The following is a 23,333-nucleotide window of genomic DNA, read 5'->3' on the forward strand; positions in this document are numbered from 1 at the left end:
TCCTATGTCATAAAGTTAGCTTCTTTTTGTCTGTACGGAGTTGTGATGATTACCCTGTCTCGCCTGTATATTCACCCGGTTAAATCGATGCGTGGTTTGCAGCTGTCACACGCGCAGGTGCTGGAAAGCGGTCTGGCCTTCGATCGCATCTTTATGGTGACCGAAGCGGACGGGACCTTTATTACCGCCCGCCAGTTTCCGGAGATGGTGCGTTTCACGCCCGCCCTGCTGCCCGACGGGCTATTCATCACCGCGCCGGACGGCAGCCAGGCGCTGATCCGCTTCAGCGATTTCAGCACCCAGCCGGCACCGACCGAAGTGTGGGGCAACCAGTTCACCGCCCGTATTGCGCCTGACACCATTAACCAGTGGCTGAGCGGCTTTTTCCCGCGCCCGGTGCAGCTACGCTGGGTCGGCACTGAGCCGTCTCGCCGGGTAAAACGCTTCGACCAGGTCCCGCTGGGGTTCGCCGACGGCTTCCCTTATCTGCTGGTCAACATGGCGTCGCTGCAGGATCTGCAGCAGCGCTGTCCGGCCAGCGTGCGGCTGGAACAGTTCCGCCCCAATCTGATCGTCAGCGGCGCCAGCGCCTGGGATGAGGACAGCTGGAAACGTATTAAGATCGGCGAGATCACTTTCGAGATGCCGAAGCCGTGCAGCCGCTGCGTGTTTACCACCATCGGCACCGAAAGCGGCCGCAAGCATCCACAGGGCGAACCGCTCGCCACGCTGCAGCATTTCCGCAGCACGCAGGACGGCAGCGGAGATATCGATTTCGGCCTGAATCTGATTGCGCTTAACAGCGGTATCGTGCGCGTCGGCGATACGGTTGAAGTGCTGGAACGGCAAACGCCGCGCGCTTACGGTGCCGGTGAGGTGGTGGAAACGCTGCAGGCCGCCAGTAGCGCGCCAGCCGCCGTGACCATTGGCTATCAGGGGCAGCAGTTTGCCGGCGATAATCAGCAGGTATTACTGGAACAGCTGGAGATGCAGGGCTTTCGCATTCCCTATTCGTGCCGTGCCGGAATCTGCGGCAGCTGCAAAATAACGCTGGTGTCGGGTGACGTGAAGGCGCTGAAGCAGAGCGCGGTACGCGGCGACGGCACCATTCTCAGCTGCAGCTGTATTCCGAACGGAGATATCGAGCTGGCGTAAGCGCTACACCGCGCGGGCGAAGGGCGCGCTGCTCTCCTGCAACTGCGGCTGCAGGCGATCGTTCATGATCTTAATGGCATCGCCGAGCTGCATCCCTTTGCCCGCCACCGTCAGCGCACTCTGCGCCAGCAGACAGAGCGCGGCATTCTCGCCGCTTTCGACCACCAGCAGCTGTGCCTGTTCGCCGCTGTCGGCCAGCGTTACCGCCACCATATCGCCCGCGACGGGCTGCCAGCTGTGCGCATGGCTGGTGAAGTGCCAGCTTTTCGGCATCAGCGGCTTAAGGAAACGGCTGGCCACCAGCGCGTTCAGCACCAGCTCGGCGCGCTGATCGCTTTTTAAACCGCTCTGGCGACAGCGCTCTTCAAAAGTAAAATAAAGCGCAGCGTCATCAACGCAAAAACCGCTGTCATTAAAGGCATCGGGCGTCAGCATTTTGCGCGAGAAGCGCGAGCGAAATAACATTCCATCGGCCAGATCCAGCATCATCCGGTCATGCTCTGCGTCAAAATACCAACGCCAGTTGTCATCGGGTTTGATTTTCATGGGGTGCCCTGTGGATTTACGCTGCGCTAAACGGCGCTGAAATTTAAAATATTGCTTTAAGGAAAAAGCTGAAAATTGTACGAACAGGACAAAATATAAACGAGCCGGAGGGAGAAATAAACCCCCCGGCCAGGGAAAGTGAGAAATGTCTTAGAGGTGAGTCACGATATCTTTAATTAAACCCGGACCTTTATAAATAAAGCCTGAGTATATCTGCACCAGCGTTGCGCCAGCCGCCATTTTTTCCCGTGCCGCGACCAGCGAATCAATGCCACCGACGCCAATAATAGGCAGACGTCCCTGCAGCTCCTGCGCCAGACGGCGAATCACCTCGGTGCTGCGCGACTGTACCGGACGGCCACTTAATCCCCCCGCTTCGTCGGCATATTTTAACCCGCTCACCAGCGAACGATCGAGCGTGGTATTGGTGGCGATCACGCCGTCTATTTCGTGACGCACTAAACTGTCGGCAACCTGGATCAATTCTTCTTCAGAAAGATCCGGCGCGATCTTCACCGCCACCGGCACATATTTCAGATGGCTTTCCTGCAGCGCCCGCTGTTTTAATTTAATCGCCGACAGCAGATCGTCCAGCGCTTCGCCATATTGCAGCGAACGTAATCCGGGGGTATTCGGTGAGGAAATATTGATGGCAATATAACCGGCGTGCGCATACACCTTTTCCATGCAGGTGAGATAATCGTCTTTGCCCTGCTCCACCGGCGTGTCTTTATTTTTACCAATATTGATGCCGAGCACGCCTTTAAAGCGCGCCTTTTTCACATTCTCAACCAGGTGATCGACGCCGAGATTATTAAACCCCATGCGGTTGATGATTCCTTCCGCCGCCACCAGCCGGAACATGCGGGGTTTGTCATTGCCCGGCTGCGCGCGCGGCGTCACCGTGCCCACTTCGACAAAGCCAAAGCCCATGGCGCCAAAGGCATCAATGCACTCCGCGTTCTTATCCAGACCCGCAGCCAGACCCAGCGCGTTCGGAAAGGTCAGCCCCATACAGGTCACCGGGCGTGACGGCAGCGACTGACGAATCAGCCCTTCCAGCGGCGTGCCGCTGATGAAGCGTAACTGTTGAAAGGTGAGTTCGTGCGCGCGCTCTGGATCGAGCTTAAACAGCGCCGGCCGGACGATAGGATATAGCATGCACTCTCCTGAATGGCGGAAGCTTCGTGAAAGTCGGGTGCACGGGAATTTGTGCGCCAGAATGGTAAGGTGCTCTGGCGCAAAAGTAAATTACTCTGGAATGCAACAATTTGATCGGTATCAGCGTCGGGCGGAATAGCGTCCGAGACGATCGCGGCAGGCCTGTAAGCCGCTGTAAATCGCCGGGCAATACCACAGCAGTTTCAGACGCGCGTTGTGCTGTAACACTTTACGCACCAGCTGATTCACCTGCGGCTGCCACTCGGCGGGCACCGTCATGTGATTTTTGCGGATTTGCGTCAGGCAGCCGTGCATCACCGTCTGGTAATAATCGTCCAGCAGCGCCTCATCATGCGGCAGTTGTTGCTGCTGCAGGAACTGCTCACTGCCGGCGCGGGCGATAAAGTAATTTTTCACCCACGAGAAGTCGCGCGTGCTCTGCGACAGTGAACTCAGCATAAAGCGTTTGTAGTAGTAGCTCTGGCTGGTGCAGTACAGCGCGCGCGCCTGCAGGTAGAGGGCGAACATAAAAGGCGCGTCTTCATGGTTCTGGATCGGCAGAAACTGCAGATCGAGCTGGTCAATCAGGCGACGCGAGATGATGCTGCTCCAGATCACCCGATGCGCCGACTGATGCTGAATCAGCGTGCGCAGCGTGGCGCTGCCGCCCGGCAGCAGGCCGCTGACGTGGCGCTGATGGATGGTCTGATAATGGCGCTGCGGTGCTGGCAGGTCGAAAAACATCTTCGCGCCAAAGCAGAACAGATCAATCTCCGGGTGACGGGCCTGCACGCGGCGGAAATCGGCGAACAGTTCAGTCGAGACGAAGTCGTCGGCATCCATAAAATAGACGAAATCGCCGCTGGCTGCGGCCAGCCCCTTCATGCGAGCGGCACTGACGCCGCCGCGTCCGCCACTCAGCAGCGTCACCTGCGGATGCTGCGCAGCAAACGCCGTCAGCCAGGCCACGCTGTCATCGCTTGAGCCATCATCAATAATGATGATCTCTTCCGGCGGCGATGACTGGCGAAGCAGCGACCCCAGGGTTTCCGGCAGCCAGGGCGCGCAGTTCCAGTTAGGGATAATTACCGAAACCGTCGGCGTGCGGCGTGATGTCATGCTCATCCTCTTTCCTCTGCGTTAACAAGCGGCGCGCGCAGGCGTTTTAGCACCAGGCTGTGTAACAGACAGCACACGCCAAGGTTAAAGGCCCCGATCAGCCCCAGCCAAAGCAGGTTGATCCAGCGATTCTGGTTCCACTCAATGGGCAGCAGCGTGCTGAGCCAGGCAATCAGCGCCGACACCGCCCAAATCAGCGCTACGTCGCGCGTCAGCCAGCTGAAATGGATGCCCGGCGCAAAGCGGCGATGCACCAGCCACGCCCAGCCAACTAAATAGAAGATATTCTGCCCCAGCCACAGCCAGCCGGTGCCCAGCGCCCCGTAATGGACGGCACACCAGATGTTGAGCGGCACCAGCACGACGGCAAAACAGGTGAATCCCTGCATGTGCAGTTTCAAATTGCCGTTGACGTATTGCAGGTGATACAGCAGGCCGCAGATCGCCTGGATACCGCTGCCGAGCGCATACAGGCTAAGCACGAACGCCATCTCTTCGACAATTTGCGGTTTCTGCGTCCACGCCCACAGCAGCGGTCCGGCATAGCAGGCAATGGTGATGCTGAGCGGGGCCATAAAAATTGCCACCGCCTGGGTGGTATAGCGATAAAGCTTCAGCGATTCGGCATCGCCCTGCTGACGGGTTTTCATGCCGGTCATGCGCGGCACAATTGCCTGCATAATCGGACTGCTCAGCAGCAGGATCCCGGTCGCAGCCGTGGCGACCACGGTGAACGAGCCGTACTCGCTCAGCGGCAGGGTTTTTGACAGCACCAGCCGGTCAATCTGCGAAATAAAGGTCCACACGGCGCTGGAGAAGGCGGCGCTCAGCGCAAAGCGAATAAAGGGTTTGAGCACGCCTTTCAGATCGTCGCGCTTCTCTTTGCGCGCTGCGCGGGGCACCAGCTGACAGGATTTCCAGATACAGCAGGCGGCTTCGGCAATCGACACCAGCAATTGCCAGATAAAGAAGGTCAGCAGCGGATTCGGGAACAGCTGGATCACCAGCACCGCGCCAAAAGTACGCAGCGTGGTAATGATCAGGTTCACGCCGTTGAGCCAGACCTGATGCTCAAAACCGACAATCACACTGCGATACGGGCTGGTACGCCAGCGAATCGCGGCGGTGATCACCATGATCGCCACGGCAACTACCACATCACTGGCGGGCAAGTGCTGCGCATCCAGCCAGTGCGTGGCAATCCATGGCGTCGCCAGCCAGCCGAGCACCACCAGCACCAGGGTGGAGAACAGGAAGAAGCGGGTCAGCGTGGCAAACAGCGCCGGAAACCAGACAAATTCTGCCTGATTCGCCCGGTAGCGTGCCGCCTCGCGCATCAGCGTGGTTGAAACGCCCGCGTCGAGCAGCTGCAGCCAGGTCAGCAATATAGAAAAGAAGCCCACGAGACCGTAAGCTTCCATACCTAAATGCTGAATATACAGGGGAACTACTAAAATACCTGACAGCGTCAGATAGATCTGGCCAACATAGTTGGCAATCGCGTTACGTTTGATAGACATAAAAACTCTGGCGTCTGGGTATTTTTCTCAGTGTTAACAGCGTGACACAAAAATACCTCAGCGCCCACGGGAGTAATTCTTAAAATTAACGCTGGCGCTATCTCAGCGGCTTTTTCTCATTTTCATCAGTGAGAAATAGAGGTCGGGCTGTTTCAGTAACAGTTTTTCCATTGTGCTCTGCGGTGAAAACTGATCGGCAAAGTAGCGCACCGCGTGCCGCACATTATTAGAGAACTGTGTTTCAGCGTTTAATTCCTGCTGTACCAGCTGTAATAACCCGCTGCGTAAATAACTCTGGCGATAGCGGTTTCGCTCCGGAATAAAGTGTGACAAACGGGTGACCTTTTCATACTCCGTCATAAATTGCTGATAGCTGGGCGGCGGATTAACCGTGGTGACCTCATGCTCCGCGCGGGCATCCAGCAGCCATACCGTTTGCGTATTTAACAGGCCAGCCAGCATCACATCCTGAATGCGCACCAGCGGAGCGGCATTTTTCACCAGCGCGGCGCGCAGGATGACCGCATAGTTATTCTGCTGCCACAGGCGCTGCGCCTGCAGCTGCTGAAACAGCTGCAGTGACGGCTGCAGGCCGCTGCTCAGTGCGCGCGGTGCCAGTGAAAGCAGCATGCAGTTGAGCTCCGGGCGCTGATGGCTGAGCGTTGCCACTTCCTGCAACAGTGCAGCAGAGGGCACAAAGCCGTCGGCGGCAAACAGTAAGAACGCGTCGTCGCTGACGCTCTCTGCCGCTGGCTGCGGCACAGCGGTAAACTGGCTGTGCGCGGCATCCGGCTGCAGCAGATAGCACAACAGCGGATTAACGTTATCAGCCGCGACGCGCGCAGGCTGAGCGGCGACCGGCTCAGCCGGATGCACTAACAGAGCAGACCTTCCCATATTCCTCTCCCTAAAAATAATACTGAATAATGGCCAGATAAAAATCCGCCCAATTAAGGCGCAAATAAGGCAGTGACTTTTTTTTAGCGTAAGAAAACTCAATCGATTATAAACAGCCCGCCGACGGCATGACTATTGGCCCTTGCCAGGCTGGCTGTTTATTTGCCTTTTATTGTTAAGCGTCACTAAAGAAAGCCCCACTTAAGCGCAGAGGAAATTAGCAATACTCGTAACAGGAAACGTTGAGACATGGCTCAATTTTAATAAAAGGCTACGTTTTGACACACTTCCTCTTCAATTTAAGGCCAACTTAAAATGGAGCAGCGAAAACAGCAGGTGAGAAAAATCCTGGTGATAATTTTTAACTTAGGCCGCCATTTCTTCGCTACAGCTTAAATTACCTCATCTATTTCTTCTTAAGCCTGACGACAATGGCGCGCCCGGCGATATGTGTCGACGGTTACACCTCTGATTTAACCAGGCAACAGCGCTTTTAATCATTCTCACCTTGCCCGTGACGGAAGTCGCTAATGAAAACCCGGCAATCTGCGGGTGCAATTCAGATTAACCTTAGAGGCGCTTTTCCCTTCCTTTATAAGAGCGGGCTATTCCCGCCTGACGGCTATCCATTGCCGGATAAATCATTTACGCCTCGCCGCCTGCTCTGTCAGGATTGAACGCATCAGTTCTCAATAATTGCTAATCAATAACTTTCAGTTATAAGGAGTGACCATGCGGGTTATTACGCTGGCGGGGAGTCCGCGTTTTCCTTCACGTTCTACGGCGCTGCTGAGTGTGTGTCATCGGGCGCTGGAAGCGCGTGGCGTTGAGGTGATTCCGTGGAACATTCACAACTTTCAGCCGGAAGATTTGCTATATGCGCGCTTTGACTCACCGGCACTGACCGCGCTGAAAGCGGATTTAGCGCTCGCGGAGGGGCTGATCGTCGCCACGCCGATTTATAAAGCCTCTTTCTCTGGTGCGCTGAAAACCCTGCTCGACCTGCTGCCAGAGCGCGCGCTGGAACATAAAGTGGTGCTGCCGCTGGCGAGCGGCGGCAGCGTGGCGCACATGCTGGCCGTTGACTACGCGCTGAAACCGGTGCTGAACGCGCTGAAAGCGCAGGAAGTTCTGCACGGCGTGTTCGCCAGTGATACGCAAATCACCCATTACGACCGCCAGCCTGAGCTGGATGCGCTGCTGAGCGAGCGCATTGATGAGGCGCTGGAAACCTTCTGGCAGGCGCTGCACCGTCGTCATCAACCCTATGCTCAGGCTGTATAAAGGAACCGCGATGAAAAGGATGTTAACCCGCTGGCTGCTGCCAACCGTTACCGCGCTGTTTGCCCTGACCCTCGCGGCTCAGGCTGCCGAAGCGCCGGCACAATTCCGTATCGGCTATCAGAAAGGATCGGTCAGCATGGTGCTGGCCAAATCGCATCGGCTGCTGGAGCAGCGCTTCCCGGCCACCAACATTCAGTGGATCGAGTTTCCGGCCGGTCCGCAAATGCTTGAGGCGCTGAACGTGGGCAGCATTGACCTGGGCAGCACCGGTGATATCCCGCCGCTGTTTGCTCAGGCCGCCGGGGCGGATTTGCTGTATGTCGGCTCGGAGCCACCGAAGCCGCAGGCTGAAGTGATTCTGGTGCCGAAGGATAGTCCCATCCACAGCGTGGCGCAACTGAAAGGTCATAAAGTGGCGTTCCAGAAAGGCTCCAGTTCGCACAATCTGCTGCTGCGCGCGCTGGAACAGGCTGGCCTGAGCTTTAACGATATTCAGCCGACTTATCTGACGCCAGCCGATGCGCGCGCCGCGTTTCAGCAGGGTGATGTTGACGCCTGGGCGATCTGGGATCCCTACTATTCCGCTGCGCTGCTGCAGGGCAACGTCCGTGTGCTGGTGGACGGCAGTAAGCTGAACCAGACCGGTTCGTTCTACCTCGCCACGCGCAGCTTTGCTACCGAGCACGGTGACTTCGTGCAGCAGGTGCTGCACACCTTTAGCGAAGCCGACGCGCTGACGCGCAGCCAGCGCCAGCAAAGTATCGATCTGCTGGCACAGGCGATGGGCCTGCCGAAGCCGGTGATCGCCAGCTACCTTGACCATCGTCCGCCGACCACTATTACGCCGGTCAGCGCCCACACGGCGCAGGCCCAACAGCAAACTGCCGATCTGTTTTATGCCAACCATTTAATGCCGGTCAAAGTCACCATTGCCGATCGCATCTGGCAGCCACTGCCGGCCCGGCCATAAGGAAATTTATCATGAGCGTATCCGTATTCTGGTTTCTTCCCACCCACGGCGACGGCCACTATCTCGGTACCGCCGAAGGCGCGCGCCCGGTGGACCACGGTTATCTGCAACAGGTGGCGCAGGCCGCCGATCGCCTCGGTTTTGGTGGCGTGCTGATCCCCACCGGCCGGTCGTGTGAAGATGCATGGCTGGTGGCCGCATCCCTGATTCCGGTGACGCAGCGCCTGCGTTTCCTGGTGGCGCTGCGCCCGGGAGTGATTTCCCCGACGCAGGCCGCACGGCAGGCCGCCACGCTCGATCGTCTCTCCAACGGACGCGCGCTGTTTAACCTCGTCACCGGCGGTGATCCGGAAGAGCTGGCGGGCGACGGCGTTTTCCTCGATCACCGCGAGCGTTATGCCGAATCTGCGGAGTTTACCCGCGTCTGGCGCCGGGTGAGTGAAGGCGAAACGGTCGATTACGAAGGCAAGTACGTCAAAGTGCGCGGTGCACGATTAATGTTTAAAGCGGTGCAGCAGCCACGTCCACCGCTGTGGTTTGGCGGCTCATCGGATGCCGCGCAGGATCTGGCCGCGGAGCAGGTGGATGTCTATCTGACCTGGGGCGAACCCCCCGCGCTGGTCAAAGAGAAGATTGAACAGGTGCGCGCCAAAGCGGCGGCGCAGGGGCGCACGGTGCGCTTCGGCATTCGTCTGCACGTGATTGTGCGTGAAACCAATGAGGAAGCATGGCAGGCGGCAGAACGGCTCATTGCCCATCTTGACGATGCCACCATTGCTAAAGCGCAGGCGGCTTTTGCCCGCACCGATTCAGTCGGTCAGCAGCGCATGGCCGCGCTGCACGGCGGACGCCGCGATCGGCTGGAGATCAGCCCGAACCTGTGGGCCGGCGTCGGTCTGGTACGCGGCGGTGCCGGGACTGCACTAGTGGGCGACGGTCCGACGGTCGCGGCGCGTATGCAGGAGTATCAGGATCTCGGCATCGAGACCTTTATTCTGTCTGGCTATCCGCATCTGGAAGAGGCCTATCGCGTGGGCGAGCTGCTGTTCCCGCATCTCGACCTGGCCGTGCCGGAAATCCCGCAACCCCGCGTAGTGCAGGCGCACGGTGAAGCGGTCGCCAATGATTTCACCCCGCAAAAAGTCGCGCAGAGTTAAGGAGTCGCATATGGCAAAGGTCAATAAACAGCTGAGCAATGCCCTGCTGCCGTGGGCGCTGCCGGTGCTGCTGGTGGTGGTGTGGCAGATTGCCTCACAGGCTGGCTGGCTGTCGACGCGCATCCTGCCCTCGCCGGAGAATATTGTCATCACCTTCTGGCATCTCGCGGCCAGCGGTGAGTTGTGGCAACACCTCGCCATCAGCGGCTGGCGAGCGGCAATCGGCTTTGCCATTGGTGGTTCGATTGGTCTGATTCTCGGGCTGATTACCGGCACGTCGCGCACCGGCGAACGGTTGCTGGATACCTCGGTGCAGATGCTGCGTAACGTGCCGCACCTGGCGCTGATCCCGCTGGTGATTTTGTGGTTCGGCATCGACGAGTCAGCCAAAATTTTTCTTGTGGCGCTCGGCACGCTGTTCCCTATCTACCTCAATACCTATCACGGCATACGGAATATTGACCGCGGCCTGGTGGAGATGGCGCGCAGCTATGGTCTCTCCGGCTGGAGCCTGTTTATTCAGGTGATTTTGCCGGGCGCGCTGCCGTCAATCATGGTTGGCGTGCGCTTTGCCCTCGGTCTGATGTGGCTGACGCTGATCGTGGCCGAAACCATCTCGGCCAACTCCGGTATTGGCTATCTGGCAATGAACGCCCGTGAGTTTCTGCAAACCGATGTGGTGGTGGTCGCCATCATTCTCTATGCCCTGCTGGGCAAACTGGCCGACGTAACGGCACAGCTGCTGGAGCGTGTCTGGCTGCGCTGGCATCCGGCTTACCAATTGAAGGAGGAGAACGCATGAGCAACGCAACGCTAAGCCCGGCGCGCCTGAACCGCGGTACCCCGGTGGGCGTCAATGGCGTCACCAAGCAGTATGGCAATCGCACCATCCTGAATCATATCGATTTACATATTCCGGCCGGCCAGTTTGTCGCGGTGGTCGGCCGCAGCGGCTGCGGTAAAAGTACCCTGCTGCGCCTGCTGGCCGGGCTGGAATCCACCACGCACGGTGAACTGCTGGCGGGCAACGCGCCGCTGGCCGAGGCGCGCGAAGATACCCGCCTGATGTTTCAGGATGCGCGTCTGCTGCCGTGGAAGAAAGTGATTGATAACGTTGGCCTCGGTCTGAAAGGCCGCGAGTGGCGCAGCGCCGCGCTTGAGGCGCTGGCGGCGGTCGGTCTGGCCGATCGTGCACATGAGTGGCCGGCAGCGCTTTCCGGCGGACAGAAACAGCGGGTGGCACTGGCGCGGGCGCTGATTCATCGTCCCGGCCTGCTGCTGCTCGATGAACCGCTCGGCGCACTTGATGCGCTGACGCGCATTGAAATGCAGGGCCTGATTGAGTCGCTGTGGCAGCAGCATAATTTTACCGTGTTGCTGGTGACGCACGATGTCAGCGAAGCGGTGGCGATGGCCGATCGCGTATTGCTGATTGAAGAGGGTCAGATCGGGCTGGATTTGGCGGTGGATTTACCGCGTCCGCGCCGCAAAGGATCGGCGCGCCTCGCCGAGCTGGAGGCCGAGGTGCTGGATCGGGTGATGAAGCGGGGAACCTCAGAGCAGCCCCTGCAGTTCGCGCAGCAGCGCTGAAGGAACAGGTGCGCATAAATGCGCACCCTACGGGATCGTGCATCGTTGCCATTAATGGTAATGAAACACGTACCGTGCGAAATCCGTGTAGGGTCGCCATTTATGGCGACCTGGGGATTACTACGCGAGTCGTACAGGGTCGCCATTCCGGGCGACCTGAGTGATTACGCGTTCAGCGCTTTGGTGATCTTCTCATACAGATCGCCGGACAGATTCTCCAGCCCTTTCAGCGTCTCCAGCGCCTGACGCATCAGCGCCTGACGGTCGGCATCATAACGCTTCAGACGAATCAGCGGCTCAATCATGCGCGCTGCCACCTGCGGGTTGCGGCGGTTGAGATCGGTCAGCATCTCCACCAGGAACTGGTAGCCGCTGCCATCTTTGGCGTGGAAGGCTGCCGGGTTGGCCGAGGCAAACGCGCCAATCAGCGAACGGATGCGGTTCGGGTTACCCATGGTGAACGAGCGATGCGTCAGCAAGCTACGTACCTTGCTCAGCACGTCAGCCGCCGGGCTGGTGGCCTGCAACATAAACCACTTATCCATCACCAGACCATCCTGATGCCAGCGCTCGTCGTACGCCGCCAGCAGCGCATCACGGCACGGCAACTGCGCCGCCACCGCCGCTGACAGCGCGGCCAGCGCATCGGTCATGTTGCTGGCTTTGTCGTACTGCGCCTGCACCAGTTTGCTGGCCTGCTCCGCGTCCGCAAACGCCAGATAGCTCAGGCAGACATTCTTCAGCGCGCGCTTGCCGATCTCGGCATGCTCGACTTTGTAGTCGCTGCTCTGGTTGGCGAGATACACCGCATAGAATTCATCGCTCAGCTCATTCGCCAGCGTGCGCACCAGCGCCGCGCGCACTGCGGCAATCGCCAGCGGGTCGATCACCTCGAACAACTCGGCGATCTCATTCTCTGACGGCAGCGACAGGATCAGCGCCATCAGCGCCGGATCGCCCTGCTCATCCAGCAGCACCGCGCGGAAAGCATCGGCGACGTGCAGCGGCAGCGACAGCGGCTGGCCCTGCTGGTGGCGCGCCACGTTGAGGCGGATATACGTCGCCAGCAGGCTTTGCGCGGCATCCCAGCGCGAGAAGTCGTTGCGCGCGTGGCGCATCAGGAAAGTCAGCTGCGCATCGCTCCATTTATAGTCGAGCTTCACCGGTGCGGAGAATTCCCGCAGCAGCGACGGCACCGGCTGGAAATAGACGTTGTCGAAAATGAAGGTCTGGAACTCGTCGGTAACGTTCAGCACGTGATGAACCGGATGACCGTTGTGCTGCAACGGAATGACCTTGCCTTCACCGTCATACAGTTCGATATCCAGCGGAATGTGCAGCGGCAGCTTCTCTTTTTGATCGGCGGTCGGGGGCGTGTGCTGCGTGACGTGCAGCGTGTACTGCTCCAGCTCCGGGTTGTAGTCATCACGCACCGTCAGCACCGGCGTGCCCGACTGACTGTACCAGCGGCGGAATTGTGACAAATCGACGTTGGAGGCATCTTCCATCGCCTGCACGAAATCATCACAGGTGGCGGCGCTGCCATCGTGACGCTCGAAATAGAGCTGCATCCCCTGCTGGAACTGCTCTTCACCCAGCAGCGTGTGCAGCATGCGAATCACTTCAGAACCCTTTTCATACACCGTCAGGGTGTAGAAGTTGTTCATTTCAATCACCTGATCCGGACGGATCGGATGGGCCATCGGGCTGGCATCCTCGGCGAACTGCGCGCCGCGCATCACGCGCACATTATCAATACGGTTGACCGCGCGCGAGCCGAGATCGGAGCTGAACTCCTGATCGCGGAAGACCGTCAGACCCTCTTTCAGGCTGAGCTGGAACCAGTCGCGGCAGGTCACGCGGTTGCCGGTCCAGTTGTGGAAATATTCGTGACCAATCACGGCTTCAATGCCGAGATAATCTTTGTCGGTGGCGGTTTCCGCTTTGGCCAGCACGTATTTGGAGTTGAAGACGTTGAGGCCTTTATTCTCCATCGCGCCCATGTTGAAGAAATCCACCGCGACGATCATAAAGATATCGAGGTCATATTCGAGGCCGAACCGCTCTTCGTCCCACTTCATGCTGGCTTTGAGCGAGGTCATCGCCCAGTCCGCACGGTCCAGGTTGCCGCGATCGACAAAAATTTCCAGCGCCACGTTACGGCCGGAACGGGTGGTAAAGCTATCGCGCAGCACATCGAAATCGCCGGCGACCAGCGCAAACAGGTAGCAGGGTTTCGGGAACGGATCCTGCCATTTCACCCAGTGACGCCCATCCTCGTGCTGACCGCTCTCCAGCTTGTTACCGTTGGACAGCAGGTACGGATAGCTAGCCGCGTCGGCGATCAGGGTAGTGGTGAAACGCGCCAGCACGTCCGGGCGATCGAGATACCAGGTGATATGCCGGAAGCCTTCGGCTTCACACTGGGTGCAGAGCGCCTCGCCGGATTTATACAGCCCTTCCAGCGCGGTGTTTTTATCCGGATGGATTTCATTAATGATGGTCAGGGTAAAGTTGTCCGGCAGCTGGCTGATGATCAGTGCGCCCTGCTCTTCGCGGTAGTGCGGCCACGGATTGCCATCCACCGCCAGCGACAGCAGCGTCAGCGCCTCACCGTCCAGACGCAGTTCAGCCTGCTGCGCGCCAAGGCGTTTTACCTGACTGACGGCGGTGACGCGCGTAGTCGCCGCATCAAGATCAAACGTCAGGTCGATATCGGTGATGGTGTAGTCCGGCGCCCGGTAGTCGTGGCGATATTTAATTTGCGGCTGTTGCGTCATAAATCCTTCTCGCATCGTTAATATAGTCAACCCTCAGAGTCTAAGCGGGTTGCGCCCGGGTTGCCACGCACAAAGCGTGCGTTGCGCCAAAAGTCTACAATTCATTAACAATGGCACAAATGACCCTCGACCTGTCACCTGCAATTATGGTGTGATCGCGGTGATTACTGTTTTATACTCCTGCGTCTTTATGACTTTGTTGAATACCGGGCTCTGCTCCGCGGAAGAGGATGCTGAAACGCACCATGACTGGACACGCTTCCCCGATTTTGACCACGCTGCTTGATACCGATGCCTATAAGCTTCACATGCAGCAGGCCGTTTATCATCGTTACTACGATGTCCCGGTAACGGCAGAATTTCGCTGCCGCAGCGATGAGCAGCTCGGCCAGTATGCCGACGCCATCCGCACGCACATTACTGCCATGCAATCTCTGGCGCTGAGCGATGACGAATATCGTTACCTCAGCAGCTTACCGTTTTTCCAGCAGGATTATCTCGACTGGCTGCGCCAGTTCCGCTTCGATGCCTCGCAGGTTGAGGTGCGCGACGATCACGGGCATCTGCGCATTCAGATTCGCGGCCCGTGGCGTGAAGTGATTCTGTGGGAAGTGCCGCTGCTGGCGCTGATCAGCGAAGTGGTACACCGCCACCGGACGCCGGAAAGCGGCGCGGAACAGGCGGTGGCGCATCTGCAGCAGAAGCTGGTGCACTTCCGTGAGCAGGTAGGCGATCTCGATATGTCGCGCTTCCAGCTGATGGACTTTGGCACACGCCGTCGTTATTCGCGCGCGGTGCAGGAAGCGATTGTCAGCACGCTGAAAAACGAATTCCCGTGGCTGCTGGGCACCAGTAACTACGATCTGGCGCGCCGGTTGCAGCTTAACCCGGTCGGAACCCAGGCACATGAATGGTTCCAGGCGCATCAGCAGATCAGCCCGGTACTGGCCAACAGCCAGCGCGCGGCATTGCAGTCGTGGCTGGATGAGTACGATAACCAGCTCGGCATTGCCCTGACCGACTGCATCACGATGGACGCCTTCCTGCGTGATTTCGGCCCCGGTTTTGCCCATCGCTATCAGGGCCTGCGCCATGATTCGGGCGATCCGGTGGAATGGGGAGAAAAAGCCATTGCGCATTATCAGCGGCTGAATATCGATCCGCTCAGCAAAACGCTGGTGTTCTCCGACAATCTCAACCTCGATAAAGCGCTGGCGCTGTATCGGCATTTCGGTCAGCGCGCGAACGTGGTATTTGGCATCGGCACCCGCCTCACCTGCGATATTCCCGGCGTCACGCCTTTGAATATCGTGATCAAACTGGTGAGCTGCAACGGCAAACCGGTGGCCAAACTCTCTGACAGTCCCGGTAAAACCATCTGCCAGGATAAAGCCTTCGTGCGCGCCCTGCGCAAAGCCTTCGACCTGCCGCTGGTCAAACGCGCCAGCTAATTGGCCTGAGCAGGGTGCCTGCGCCCTGCTCTGCGCCAGAAAATCTCTTTATTCTCCGGCAATTTTGCTTGTTTCCTGGTGGCTCGCAAGTAACATAGCTAAACCCCGGAATGGGGCTTATTTCACTCCATCTTCATTTATATAGAGAGATTTTTATGAGCGTAGTGCCTGTAGCGGATGTACTGCACGGCCGTGTCGCGGTTGACAGTGAAGTCACCGTACGTGGTTGGGTACGTACCCGAAGAGATTCCAAAGCCGGTCTTTCCTTCATCGCCGTTTATGACGGTTCCTGCTTTAATCCCGTTCAGGCCGTCGTCAATAATTCTCTGAATAATTATCAGGATGAAGTGCTGCGTCTGACCACCGGCTGTTCGGTGATCGTCACCGGTAAAGTGGTGGAGTCGCCGGGTGAAGGCCAGGCATTCGAACTGCAGGCGACCCAGGTTGAAGTCACCGGCTGGGTGGACGATCCGGATACCTATCCGATGGCGGCTAAACGTCACAGCATCGAATACCTGCGCGAAGTGGCGCACCTGCGTCCGCGCACCAACATTGTCGGTGCCGTGGCGCGCGTACGTCATACGCTGGCGCAGGCGCTGCATCGCTTCTTCCATGAAAACGGCTATTTCTGGGTCTCCACGCCGCTGATCACCGCCTCTGACACCGAAGGTGCCGGCGAGATGTTCCGCGTCTCAACGCTGGATCTGGAGAACCTGCCGCGCGACCCGCAGGGCAAAGTCGATTTCGATAAAGACTTCTTTGGTAAAGAGGCTTTCCTGACCGTTTCCGGCCAGCTGAACGCCGAGACCTACGCCTGTGCGCTGTCCAAAGTGTATACCTTTGGCCCGACGTTCCGTGCCGAGAACTCGAATACCAGCCGTCATTTAGCGGAATTCTGGATGCTGGAGCCGGAAGTGGCGTTCGCCACGCTGGACGATGCGGCTGCCCTGGCGGAAGCGATGCTGAAGTATGTGTTTAAAGCGGTACTGGAAGAGCGTGCTGATGATATGGCGTTCTTCGCCGAGCGCGTGGATAAAGAAGCCATCGCCCGTCTGGAGCGCTTCATCACCACGGATTTCGCCCAGGTAGACTATACCGACGCCGTCGACATCCTGCTGAAAAGCGGCCAGAGCTTCGAGAACCCGGTGTCATGGGGCGTCGATCTCTCTTCCGAACACGAGCGTTATCTGGCGGAGAAACACTTTAAAGCGCCGGTGGTGGTGAAAAACTACCCGAAAGATATCAAAGCGTTCTACATGCGTATGAACGACGACGGCAAAACCGTGGCGGCGATGGACGTGCTGGCACCGGGCATCGGTGAAATCATCGGCGGTTCCCAGCGTGAAGAGCGTCTTGATGTGCTGGATGCGCGTCTCGCTGAAATGGGACTGAATAAGGAAGATTACTGGTGGTATCGTGACCTGCGTCGCTATGGCACCGTACCGCATGCCGGCTTCGGTTTAGGTTTCGAACGTTTGATCGCCTATGTCACCGGCGTACAAAATGTAAGAGACGTTATCCCCTTCCCACGCACGCCACGTAACGCGAATTTCTAAGATTTAAGATTAAATATAAGAAATTCATATATATATTGAGGTCGGCCCTGCCGGCCTTTTTTTATTTTTGTAAATTTTGAGTTCTCTCACAAAGTTCCCGATATTTTACAAATTGTAATACAATTTTGCTTTTTGATACGTAATTACGAGAATTGAATCATTTTCGGGCTAGAATTAGCAACCCCGTGATGGAAAGATGCGTGCAGACACAGGAGACATCAAACTTCTTTCAAGGTTCCCGTAAAGGTTTCTTGACGGCAGTGGCAGATGTCCAAATAACTCCAATGAGGGTAATAAATAATGATGAAGCGCAACATTCTTGCAGTGGTTATCCCTGCTCTGTTAGCTGCCGGCGCAGCAAACGCAGCAGAAATTTATAATAAAGACGGCAACAAACTGGACCTCTACGGTAAAGTTGATGCGCGTCATCAGTTCTCTGACAACGCTGGTGATGACGGCGACAAATCTTATGTTCGTTTTGGCTTTAAGGGTGAAACTCAGATTACCGACCAGCTGACCGGTTACGGCCAGTGGGAATACAACATTCAGGCTAACGTGACTGAGAACCAGGGCACCGAAGGCTCTAAAACTCGTCTGGGCTTTGCCGGTCTGAAATTTGGTGATGCAGGCTCCTTCGACTACGGCCGTAACTACGGTGTTCTGTACGACGCAATGTCTTACACTGACCAGCTGCCAGTATTCGGTGACGATACCCTGTATCAGGACAACGACAACTTCATGGTTGGTCGTTCAAACGGTCTGGCTACCTACCGTAACAGCAACTTCTTCGGTCTGGTTGATGGTCTGAGCTTTGCCGTGCAGTATCAGGGCAAAAACGAAGGCCGTGACGTCCTGAACCAGAATGGCGACGGCTGGGGTTCTTCTGTAGCGTATGACACCGGTATGGGCATCAGCGCTGTAGGTGCATACTTCTCTTCTGACCGTACCGATGCACAGGTTCTTGATGGCAACGGCGACAAAGCTGACGCTTACGGTTTCGGTCTGAAATATGACGCGAACAACGTATACCTGGCTGCATTCTACGGTGAATCACGTAACACCACGCCTTACGGTGGCACCAACACCCAGACTGCTAACAAAGTTCAGGCTTTCGAAGTGGTTGCTCAGTACCAGTTCGACTTCGGTCTGCGTCCATCCATCGCTTACCTGCAGTCTAAAGGTAAGGACCTGAGCGGCGCGACTGGCAACGGTTCAACCTTCGCTGGCGGCGATGCTGACCTGGTTAAATACATCGAAGTGGGTACCTATTACTACTTCAACAAAAACATGTCCACCTATGTTGACTACAAAATCAACCTGCTGGACGACAACGACTTTACCCGTGCGAAGGGCATCAGCACCGACGACGTGGTTGGCGTTGGCCTGGTTTACCAGTTCTAATCTGCCGATTCGAACTGCGTAACACCTCAGAAACGGAGCCTTCGGGCTCCGTTTTGCATTTCAGTGATCGGGCTCCCGATTAGCGCCATTACTTTATACGCCACAGTTATTTCTTTTTTATGTCAGCGGTTGGCAAGCGTTGCGTCTGACGTTAACCTGATAGCTCATTTTGCTAAAGTTCACCCTAACGGAACTGACTCATGTTTGAATCAATCTCTGCCGCACCAGCCGATCCTATTCTGGGACTGGCTGACCTGTTTCGCGCCGACGACCGCCCGAATAAAATCAATCTTGGCATTGGTGTTTATAAAGATGAAACCGGCAAAACGCCGGTGCTGACCAGTGTGAAAAAAGCTGAGCAGTATCTGCTGGAGAACGAGACCACCAAAAACTACCTCAGCATTGATGGTCTGGCTGATTTCGCGCGCTGCACGCAGGAACTGCTGTTTGGCAAAGAGAACGCGCTGATTAGCGCTGGCCGCGCCTGCACCGCGCAGACGCCGGGCGGTACCGGTGCGCTGCGCGTCGCCGCGGATTTCCTCGCTACGCAAACCAACGTCAAACGCGTCTGGGTGAGCAATCCCAGCTGGCCGAACCACAAAAACGTGTTCAACGCCGCCGGCCTGGAAGTGTGTGATTACCAGTATTACGATGCGGCGACCCACAGCCTCGACTTCGACGGCATGCTGGCCTCGCTGCAGGAAGCGCAGGCGGGCGACGTGGTGCTGTTCCACGGCTGCTGCCATAACCCGACCGGTATCGATCCTACCGCTGACCAGTGGCAACAGCTGGCGCAGCTGTCGCTGGAGAAAGGCTGGCTGCCACTGTTCGATTTCGCCTACCAGGGCTTCGCACGCGGTCTGGATGAAGATGCTGAAGGCCTGCGCATTTTCGCCGCATCCCATCAGGAACTGATCGTCGCCAGCTCCTACTCGAAGAACTTTGGTCTGTACAACGAGCGTGTCGGTGCGTTGACGCTGGTAGCGGCAACGGCCGACGTGGCGAAGACAGCATTCAGCCAGGTGAAATACAGCATCCGCGCCAACTACTCTAACCCGCCGTCGCACGGTGCTGCCGTGGTGGCCACCATTCTCGGTAACGACGCGCTGCGTACCATCTGGGTACAGGAGCTGACCGACATGCGCCAGCGCATTCAGCGCATGCGTCAGCTGTTTGTGAATACCCTGGCGGAGAAAGGCGCACAGCGCGATTTCAGCTTCATCATCAAACAGAACGGCATGTTCTCGTTTAGCGGTCTGACCAAAGATCAGGTGGTGCGTCTGCGTGAGGAGTTTGGCGTGTATGCGGTGAATTCCGGTCGCGTTAACGTGGCAGGCATGACGCCGGATAATATGTCGGCGCTGTGCGAAGCGATAGTCGCCGTGCTGTGACCAACGAAAAATGGGCCTGATGGCCCATTTTTTTTATTGCAGGAAAGGATTACTGACGCGCTCGTGGCCGAGGGTGGAAATCGGGCCATGGCCGGGAACAAACGTCACATCGTCACCCAGCGGCAGAAGTTTATCCTGGATGGCCGCGATTAGATCGCTGTGGCTGCCCTGCGGGAAATCGGTGCGCCCGACGCCACCGTTAAAAATCACATCACCGGAGATCAGCAGACGGCCAGCACGGTCAAAGAACACGATATGGCCAGGCGTATGCCCTGGACAGTGCAGCACTTCCAGCGTCACGTTGCCCAGCTGTACCGTTTCGCCCTCTTCCAGCCAGCGATCTGGCGTCAGCGGCGCGCACTCCGGCAAACCAAACATCCGGCTCTGAGTGGGCAGGTTATCCAGCCAGAAAGCATCGGCTGGCTGCGGCCCGACGATCGGCACCTGATAGTGCTGCGCCAGTTCGGCAGCAGCACCGACGTGATCGAGATGGCCGTGGGTCAGCAGGATTTGCGACGGCGTTAAGCCTCGCTCCGCCAGCACGGCAATAATGGTTTCGGCATCGCCGCCGGGATCAACCAGCGCAGCCTGTTGCGTCTCGTCATCCCAGATAACGGAACAGTTCTGTGAAAAGGCGGTGACCGGAATAATCAGGTAATTCATAGCGCTCCATGACCGACACACGCAGCGCTGCCGGTATCAGGACCAGTGCCTTGCAGGCCCGGTATCAATGTGTACGAAGTTGCTGCGCGGGTAATATCCTACACCACCGGCGCGCATAGATAACGCCGCTTTGCGAACATTGCTCAGAGAAATGCCCTCAATGTGGAAATCCATCGCCTGCCCTTTGGTGTGATAGCTGTGTTTAGCCACGCCAGGGCCCGATTCACGCAGCATATTATTGGTCGCCAGCGTACGGTAGCCGGAGATCAGCTGCACCGGTTTGCGCGTGTTGAGCAGCGTCTGCAAACGATACAGCTGGTCAAACAGATGCGGATCGATGTGTTTAACCTGATTGGCGCGGTAATCACGGAAGAAGTGGTTTAAGCGAGCTAACTCATCCTTGTCATAACTCTTACCGTTAAAAAACTCAGTTTTGAGGGTTTCACCGGTATGCATGTTACTGAGCGTTAATACCCGGGGGCGGGAGGTGGAAACTGACGCCAGCGCTGCACCCGGCAGCAGTGACAATCCAGCCGCTGCGCCACCCAGCAGCAATAAACGACGACGTTGAGAATCAAAATTAGCCATGAAGCGGGGTTACCTAATCTAAAACGATAAAAATATGTGCAAAAAGTACACAAGGCCGAACAGTAACTGCAGCCTGGAGAGCAGTCAACCCGCAATCTGTCACAGAATGCGCAAAACCGGTCTGAAATCAATTTTCCAGACCGGTCTTGCCATTTTCTTTGAGGGAAGGATAACAGGGAAATCAACGCTTAGAGCAGCAGCTGCCCCGCTTTGGTCAGCACCTGGCTGCCGGAGCGCGCCGGGTTATCATAATTGTAAATATCTGTACGATACTGCGGCTGGCCATCGTCCGCCACCCAGGCCGTAAGGTAGTAGAGATTGACCGGAATGCGATGGCGAATCGGCACGTAACGCGTATCGCCCTGCTTCAGCGTGTCAGAGATACGGCTGTCGTTCCAGCCCGCGTCCTGCAATAGCAGATCGGCCAGTTCAGAAGCTTTGTTGACGCGCACGCAGCCGGAGCTGAGCGCGCGGATATCACGCTGGAACAGACCATGGTTCGGCGTGTCATGCAGATAAATTGCGTCTGAACTCGGCATGTTGAATTTATAGCGGCCCAGCGAGTTGCTGGCACCCGGCGCCTGACGAATGCGATACGGGAAACTGGCGGCGGACACCATGTGCCAGTCAATCATCGACGGATCGATCACTTCCGCATCAGCGCTCCAGCCCGACAGCAGCGTGTAGCCGTGCTTATACAGATAGCTCGGATCCTGCTTCACCTTCGGCACGATATCCTGGCGCACCAGCGTGGTGGGCACGTTCCACGGTGGATTGAGCACCACATTATTGAGCGCGCTGCGCATCAGCGGCGTTTTGCGGTCCGGACGACCGACAATCACCCGCGAGGACAGAATGGTATTGCCGTTGTTGTAGTAGGTCAGGGAATAGTTGGGAATATTCACCATGATGCCGTTGTGCATGTCATCCGGCAGCAGACGCAGACGCTGAATATTCAGCGCCAGCAGCGCCGCACGCATCTGCGGCGAAACATTCAGCCACTCGCGGGTACGCGGGCCGATGGCACCGTCGTCGGCCAGTCCCTGCCAGTGCTGGAAGCGTTTTACCCCCTCCACCAGCGTGTTGTCGTAGACATTGTTGCTGGCCGCCGGGGTTAGCGTGCTGATGTTGCCGCTGGCCTGCGGTACCTGCGCCGGCAGATCGCTTATGCTGGTGGCCGACGGACTGACGGCCACGGGCTGATCGCTCTGACTCACCGGCTGCGGCGCCGTCGGGACGGCATCGTCGGCTGGCGTGGGCGTCGGGCTGTGCATGCCGGTCAGCATCCCGGTGCGCTGCAGAATCTCACGCAGCGCCGGCACATCATCGCTGATCTGACCCGGGCGCAGCGTGCCCTTATCGCGCAGCTGCGGCCACGGCCGGTTATCGGTCAGCAACGCTTTTAACGCGCTGTGCATCGGTGCGTACTGCGGATGCTGCGGTTGCAGCGACACCACAAAGGCGCGGCTGCCTCCGCCGTTCACCGCGTTCTGCCACTGATTAATGGCGGAGAGTGACGGCATGGTCAGCTTGTACGGCACATTGCTGTACAGCCAGGTTTCGCCCTGGGTCGGTACGTTAGCGACAAACTGCAGATAGCCAAGCATGGCGTCGCTCAGCACCACGTCCCGCGCAAAGCCTTTAATATCCGGATTGGTGAGCAACTCTACCCAGCGGGTAAACTGCGGTTGTACGCCGGAGAGCGCCACTTCTGCCAGCTGCTGCTGGAAAGCCTGCACGGCGTCGCGATCCTGCCACAGCGGCGCCATGTTGCGTGCCGCATAGATGCCGGCGAGGCCGGGCAGATAAAAGGGTCGTTCGCTGGGGCTAAATGCCTGCTGAATTTGCTGCTGGCTGGCAGCCACAGACAGCGTGCTGTGCGGCAGCGCGCCGACGTCTGCCGCCTGGCTGATAACCAGCGGTGCCGCCATCAGTGACAAACTGAGTGCTATTGCAGCACGATTAACTCTGCTCTTCTTGTTCAGCAACATCCCTGCCCCCTTCTTACCAAAGACACAGCATCCTGAAAACGCCGTGTACCGCCTGTACTCTTATGGTTGAGTATAAAATAAAAAACGGCATCCGCCTCGCAGGGCCGATGCCG

General features: G+C 57.5%; 19 protein-coding genes. 10 read left to right on the forward strand and 9 right to left on the reverse strand.

Annotated elements, in window-relative coordinates:
* Window positions 1-45: 45 nt before the first annotated feature.
* Window positions 46-1,155 (forward strand): YcbX family protein, encoded by a 1,110-nt coding sequence (locus ABVR31_RS12160; protein WP_372772872.1) that lies wholly within the window; start codon window positions 46-48, stop codon window positions 1,153-1,155.
* 3 nt (window positions 1,156-1,158) lie between these two features.
* Here the strand turns inward: ABVR31_RS12160 and ABVR31_RS12165 are convergent, their stop codons facing one another.
* The 5 genes from ABVR31_RS12165 to ABVR31_RS12185 form a co-directional block, all read right to left on the reverse strand.
* Window positions 1,159-1,701: a cell division protein ZapC gene (locus ABVR31_RS12165; protein WP_058759732.1), complete on the reverse strand. Its 543-nt coding sequence runs from the start codon at window positions 1,699-1,701 to the stop codon at window positions 1,159-1,161.
* A gap of 150 nt (window positions 1,702-1,851) precedes the next feature.
* Window positions 1,852-2,862: a quinone-dependent dihydroorotate dehydrogenase gene (gene pyrD / locus ABVR31_RS12170; protein WP_021508317.1), complete on the reverse strand. Its 1,011-nt coding sequence runs from the start codon at window positions 2,860-2,862 to the stop codon at window positions 1,852-1,854.
* A 120-nt stretch (window positions 2,863-2,982) separates the two neighbouring features.
* On the reverse strand, window positions 2,983-3,987 hold the full coding sequence (locus ABVR31_RS12175; protein WP_058780800.1) for a glycosyltransferase family A protein: 1,005 nt from the start codon (window positions 3,985-3,987) through the stop codon (window positions 2,983-2,985).
* On the reverse strand, window positions 3,984-5,501 hold the full coding sequence (locus ABVR31_RS12180; protein ID WP_021508319.1) for a lipopolysaccharide biosynthesis protein: 1,518 nt from the start codon (window positions 5,499-5,501) through the stop codon (window positions 3,984-3,986). Before ABVR31_RS12180 ends, ABVR31_RS12175 begins: the two co-directional genes overlap by 4 nt.
* 102 nt (window positions 5,502-5,603) lie before the next feature.
* Window positions 5,604-6,398 (reverse strand): hypothetical protein, encoded by a 795-nt coding sequence (locus tag ABVR31_RS12185; RefSeq protein WP_372772875.1) that lies wholly within the window; start codon window positions 6,396-6,398, stop codon window positions 5,604-5,606.
* 732 nt (window positions 6,399-7,130) lie between these two features.
* Between ABVR31_RS12185 and ssuE the strand changes: the two genes are divergently transcribed.
* From ssuE to ssuB, 5 genes are read left to right on the forward strand one after another with little or no spacing between them, the layout of a single operon-like run.
* Window positions 7,131-7,682, forward strand: a complete 552-nt coding sequence (gene ssuE, locus ABVR31_RS12190) for an NADPH-dependent FMN reductase (RefSeq protein WP_150058377.1) — start codon at window positions 7,131-7,133, stop codon at window positions 7,680-7,682.
* Between the two features lie 10 nt (window positions 7,683-7,692).
* The gene (locus tag ABVR31_RS12195) at window positions 7,693-8,652 is read left to right on the forward strand and encodes a sulfonate ABC transporter substrate-binding protein (protein WP_150058378.1); all 960 of its coding nucleotides are present in this window, start codon (window positions 7,693-7,695) and stop codon (window positions 8,650-8,652) included.
* A gap of 11 nt (window positions 8,653-8,663) precedes the next feature.
* The gene (gene ssuD, locus ABVR31_RS12200; protein ID WP_150058379.1) at window positions 8,664-9,809 is read left to right on the forward strand and encodes an FMNH2-dependent alkanesulfonate monooxygenase; all 1,146 of its coding nucleotides are present in this window, start codon (window positions 8,664-8,666) and stop codon (window positions 9,807-9,809) included.
* Window positions 9,810-9,819: 10 nt separating this feature from the next.
* A complete protein-coding gene (gene ssuC, locus ABVR31_RS12205) occupies window positions 9,820-10,611 on the forward strand; it encodes an aliphatic sulfonate ABC transporter permease SsuC (protein ID WP_125308465.1) in 792 nt (263 codons plus the stop codon).
* Window positions 10,608-11,399 carry an aliphatic sulfonates ABC transporter ATP-binding protein gene (gene ssuB / locus ABVR31_RS12210; protein WP_021508325.1) on the forward strand — a complete coding sequence of 264 codons (792 nt, stop codon included), beginning with the start codon at window positions 10,608-10,610 and terminating at the stop codon, window positions 11,397-11,399. Before ssuC ends, ssuB begins: the two co-directional genes overlap by 4 nt.
* 164 nt (window positions 11,400-11,563) lie before the next feature.
* Here the strand turns inward: ssuB and pepN are convergent, their stop codons facing one another.
* The gene (pepN, locus tag ABVR31_RS12215; RefSeq protein ID WP_222951097.1) at window positions 11,564-14,179 is read right to left on the reverse strand and encodes an aminopeptidase N; all 2,616 of its coding nucleotides are present in this window, start codon (window positions 14,177-14,179) and stop codon (window positions 11,564-11,566) included.
* 245 nt (window positions 14,180-14,424) lie between these two features.
* Between pepN and pncB the strand changes: the two genes are divergently transcribed.
* The 4 genes from pncB to ABVR31_RS12235 all read left to right on the forward strand — a co-directional run bounded on the left by pncB (window position 14,425) and on the right by ABVR31_RS12235 (window position 19,978).
* The gene (pncB, locus tag ABVR31_RS12220) at window positions 14,425-15,630 is read left to right on the forward strand and encodes a nicotinate phosphoribosyltransferase (RefSeq protein ID WP_058780857.1); all 1,206 of its coding nucleotides are present in this window, start codon (window positions 14,425-14,427) and stop codon (window positions 15,628-15,630) included.
* 155 nt (window positions 15,631-15,785) lie between these two features.
* Complete coding sequence (gene asnS, locus ABVR31_RS12225) at window positions 15,786-17,186, forward strand: asparagine--tRNA ligase (protein WP_031279853.1); 1,401 nt, start codon at window positions 15,786-15,788, stop codon at window positions 17,184-17,186.
* A gap of 300 nt (window positions 17,187-17,486) precedes the next feature.
* A complete protein-coding gene (gene ompC / locus ABVR31_RS12230) occupies window positions 17,487-18,587 on the forward strand; it encodes a porin OmpC (protein ID WP_274526761.1) in 1,101 nt (366 codons plus the stop codon).
* Window positions 18,588-18,787: 200 nt separating this feature from the next.
* Window positions 18,788-19,978: an amino acid aminotransferase gene (locus tag ABVR31_RS12235; protein WP_021508330.1), complete on the forward strand. Its 1,191-nt coding sequence runs from the start codon at window positions 18,788-18,790 to the stop codon at window positions 19,976-19,978.
* Between the two features lie 33 nt (window positions 19,979-20,011).
* Here ABVR31_RS12235 and ABVR31_RS12240 read toward each other — a convergent pair whose 3' ends face one another.
* From ABVR31_RS12240 to ldtD, 3 genes are all read right to left on the reverse strand, one after another.
* Window positions 20,012-20,641: an MBL fold metallo-hydrolase gene (locus ABVR31_RS12240; protein ID WP_058769556.1), complete on the reverse strand. Its 630-nt coding sequence runs from the start codon at window positions 20,639-20,641 to the stop codon at window positions 20,012-20,014.
* Between the two features lie 36 nt (window positions 20,642-20,677).
* Window positions 20,678-21,229, reverse strand: coding sequence for a YcbK family protein (locus tag ABVR31_RS12245; RefSeq protein ID WP_031279855.1), 552 nt, complete (start codon window positions 21,227-21,229; stop codon window positions 20,678-20,680).
* Window positions 21,230-21,417: 188 nt separating this feature from the next.
* Complete coding sequence (gene ldtD / locus ABVR31_RS12250) at window positions 21,418-23,220, reverse strand: L,D-transpeptidase (protein WP_372772881.1); 1,803 nt, start codon at window positions 23,218-23,220, stop codon at window positions 21,418-21,420.
* Window positions 23,221-23,333: the final 113 nt, after the last annotated feature.

The sequence above is a fragment of the Pantoea sp. WEP genome (assembly GCF_041678305.1).
Taxonomy (GTDB): domain Bacteria; phylum Pseudomonadota; class Gammaproteobacteria; order Enterobacterales; family Enterobacteriaceae; genus Pantoea; species Pantoea dispersa.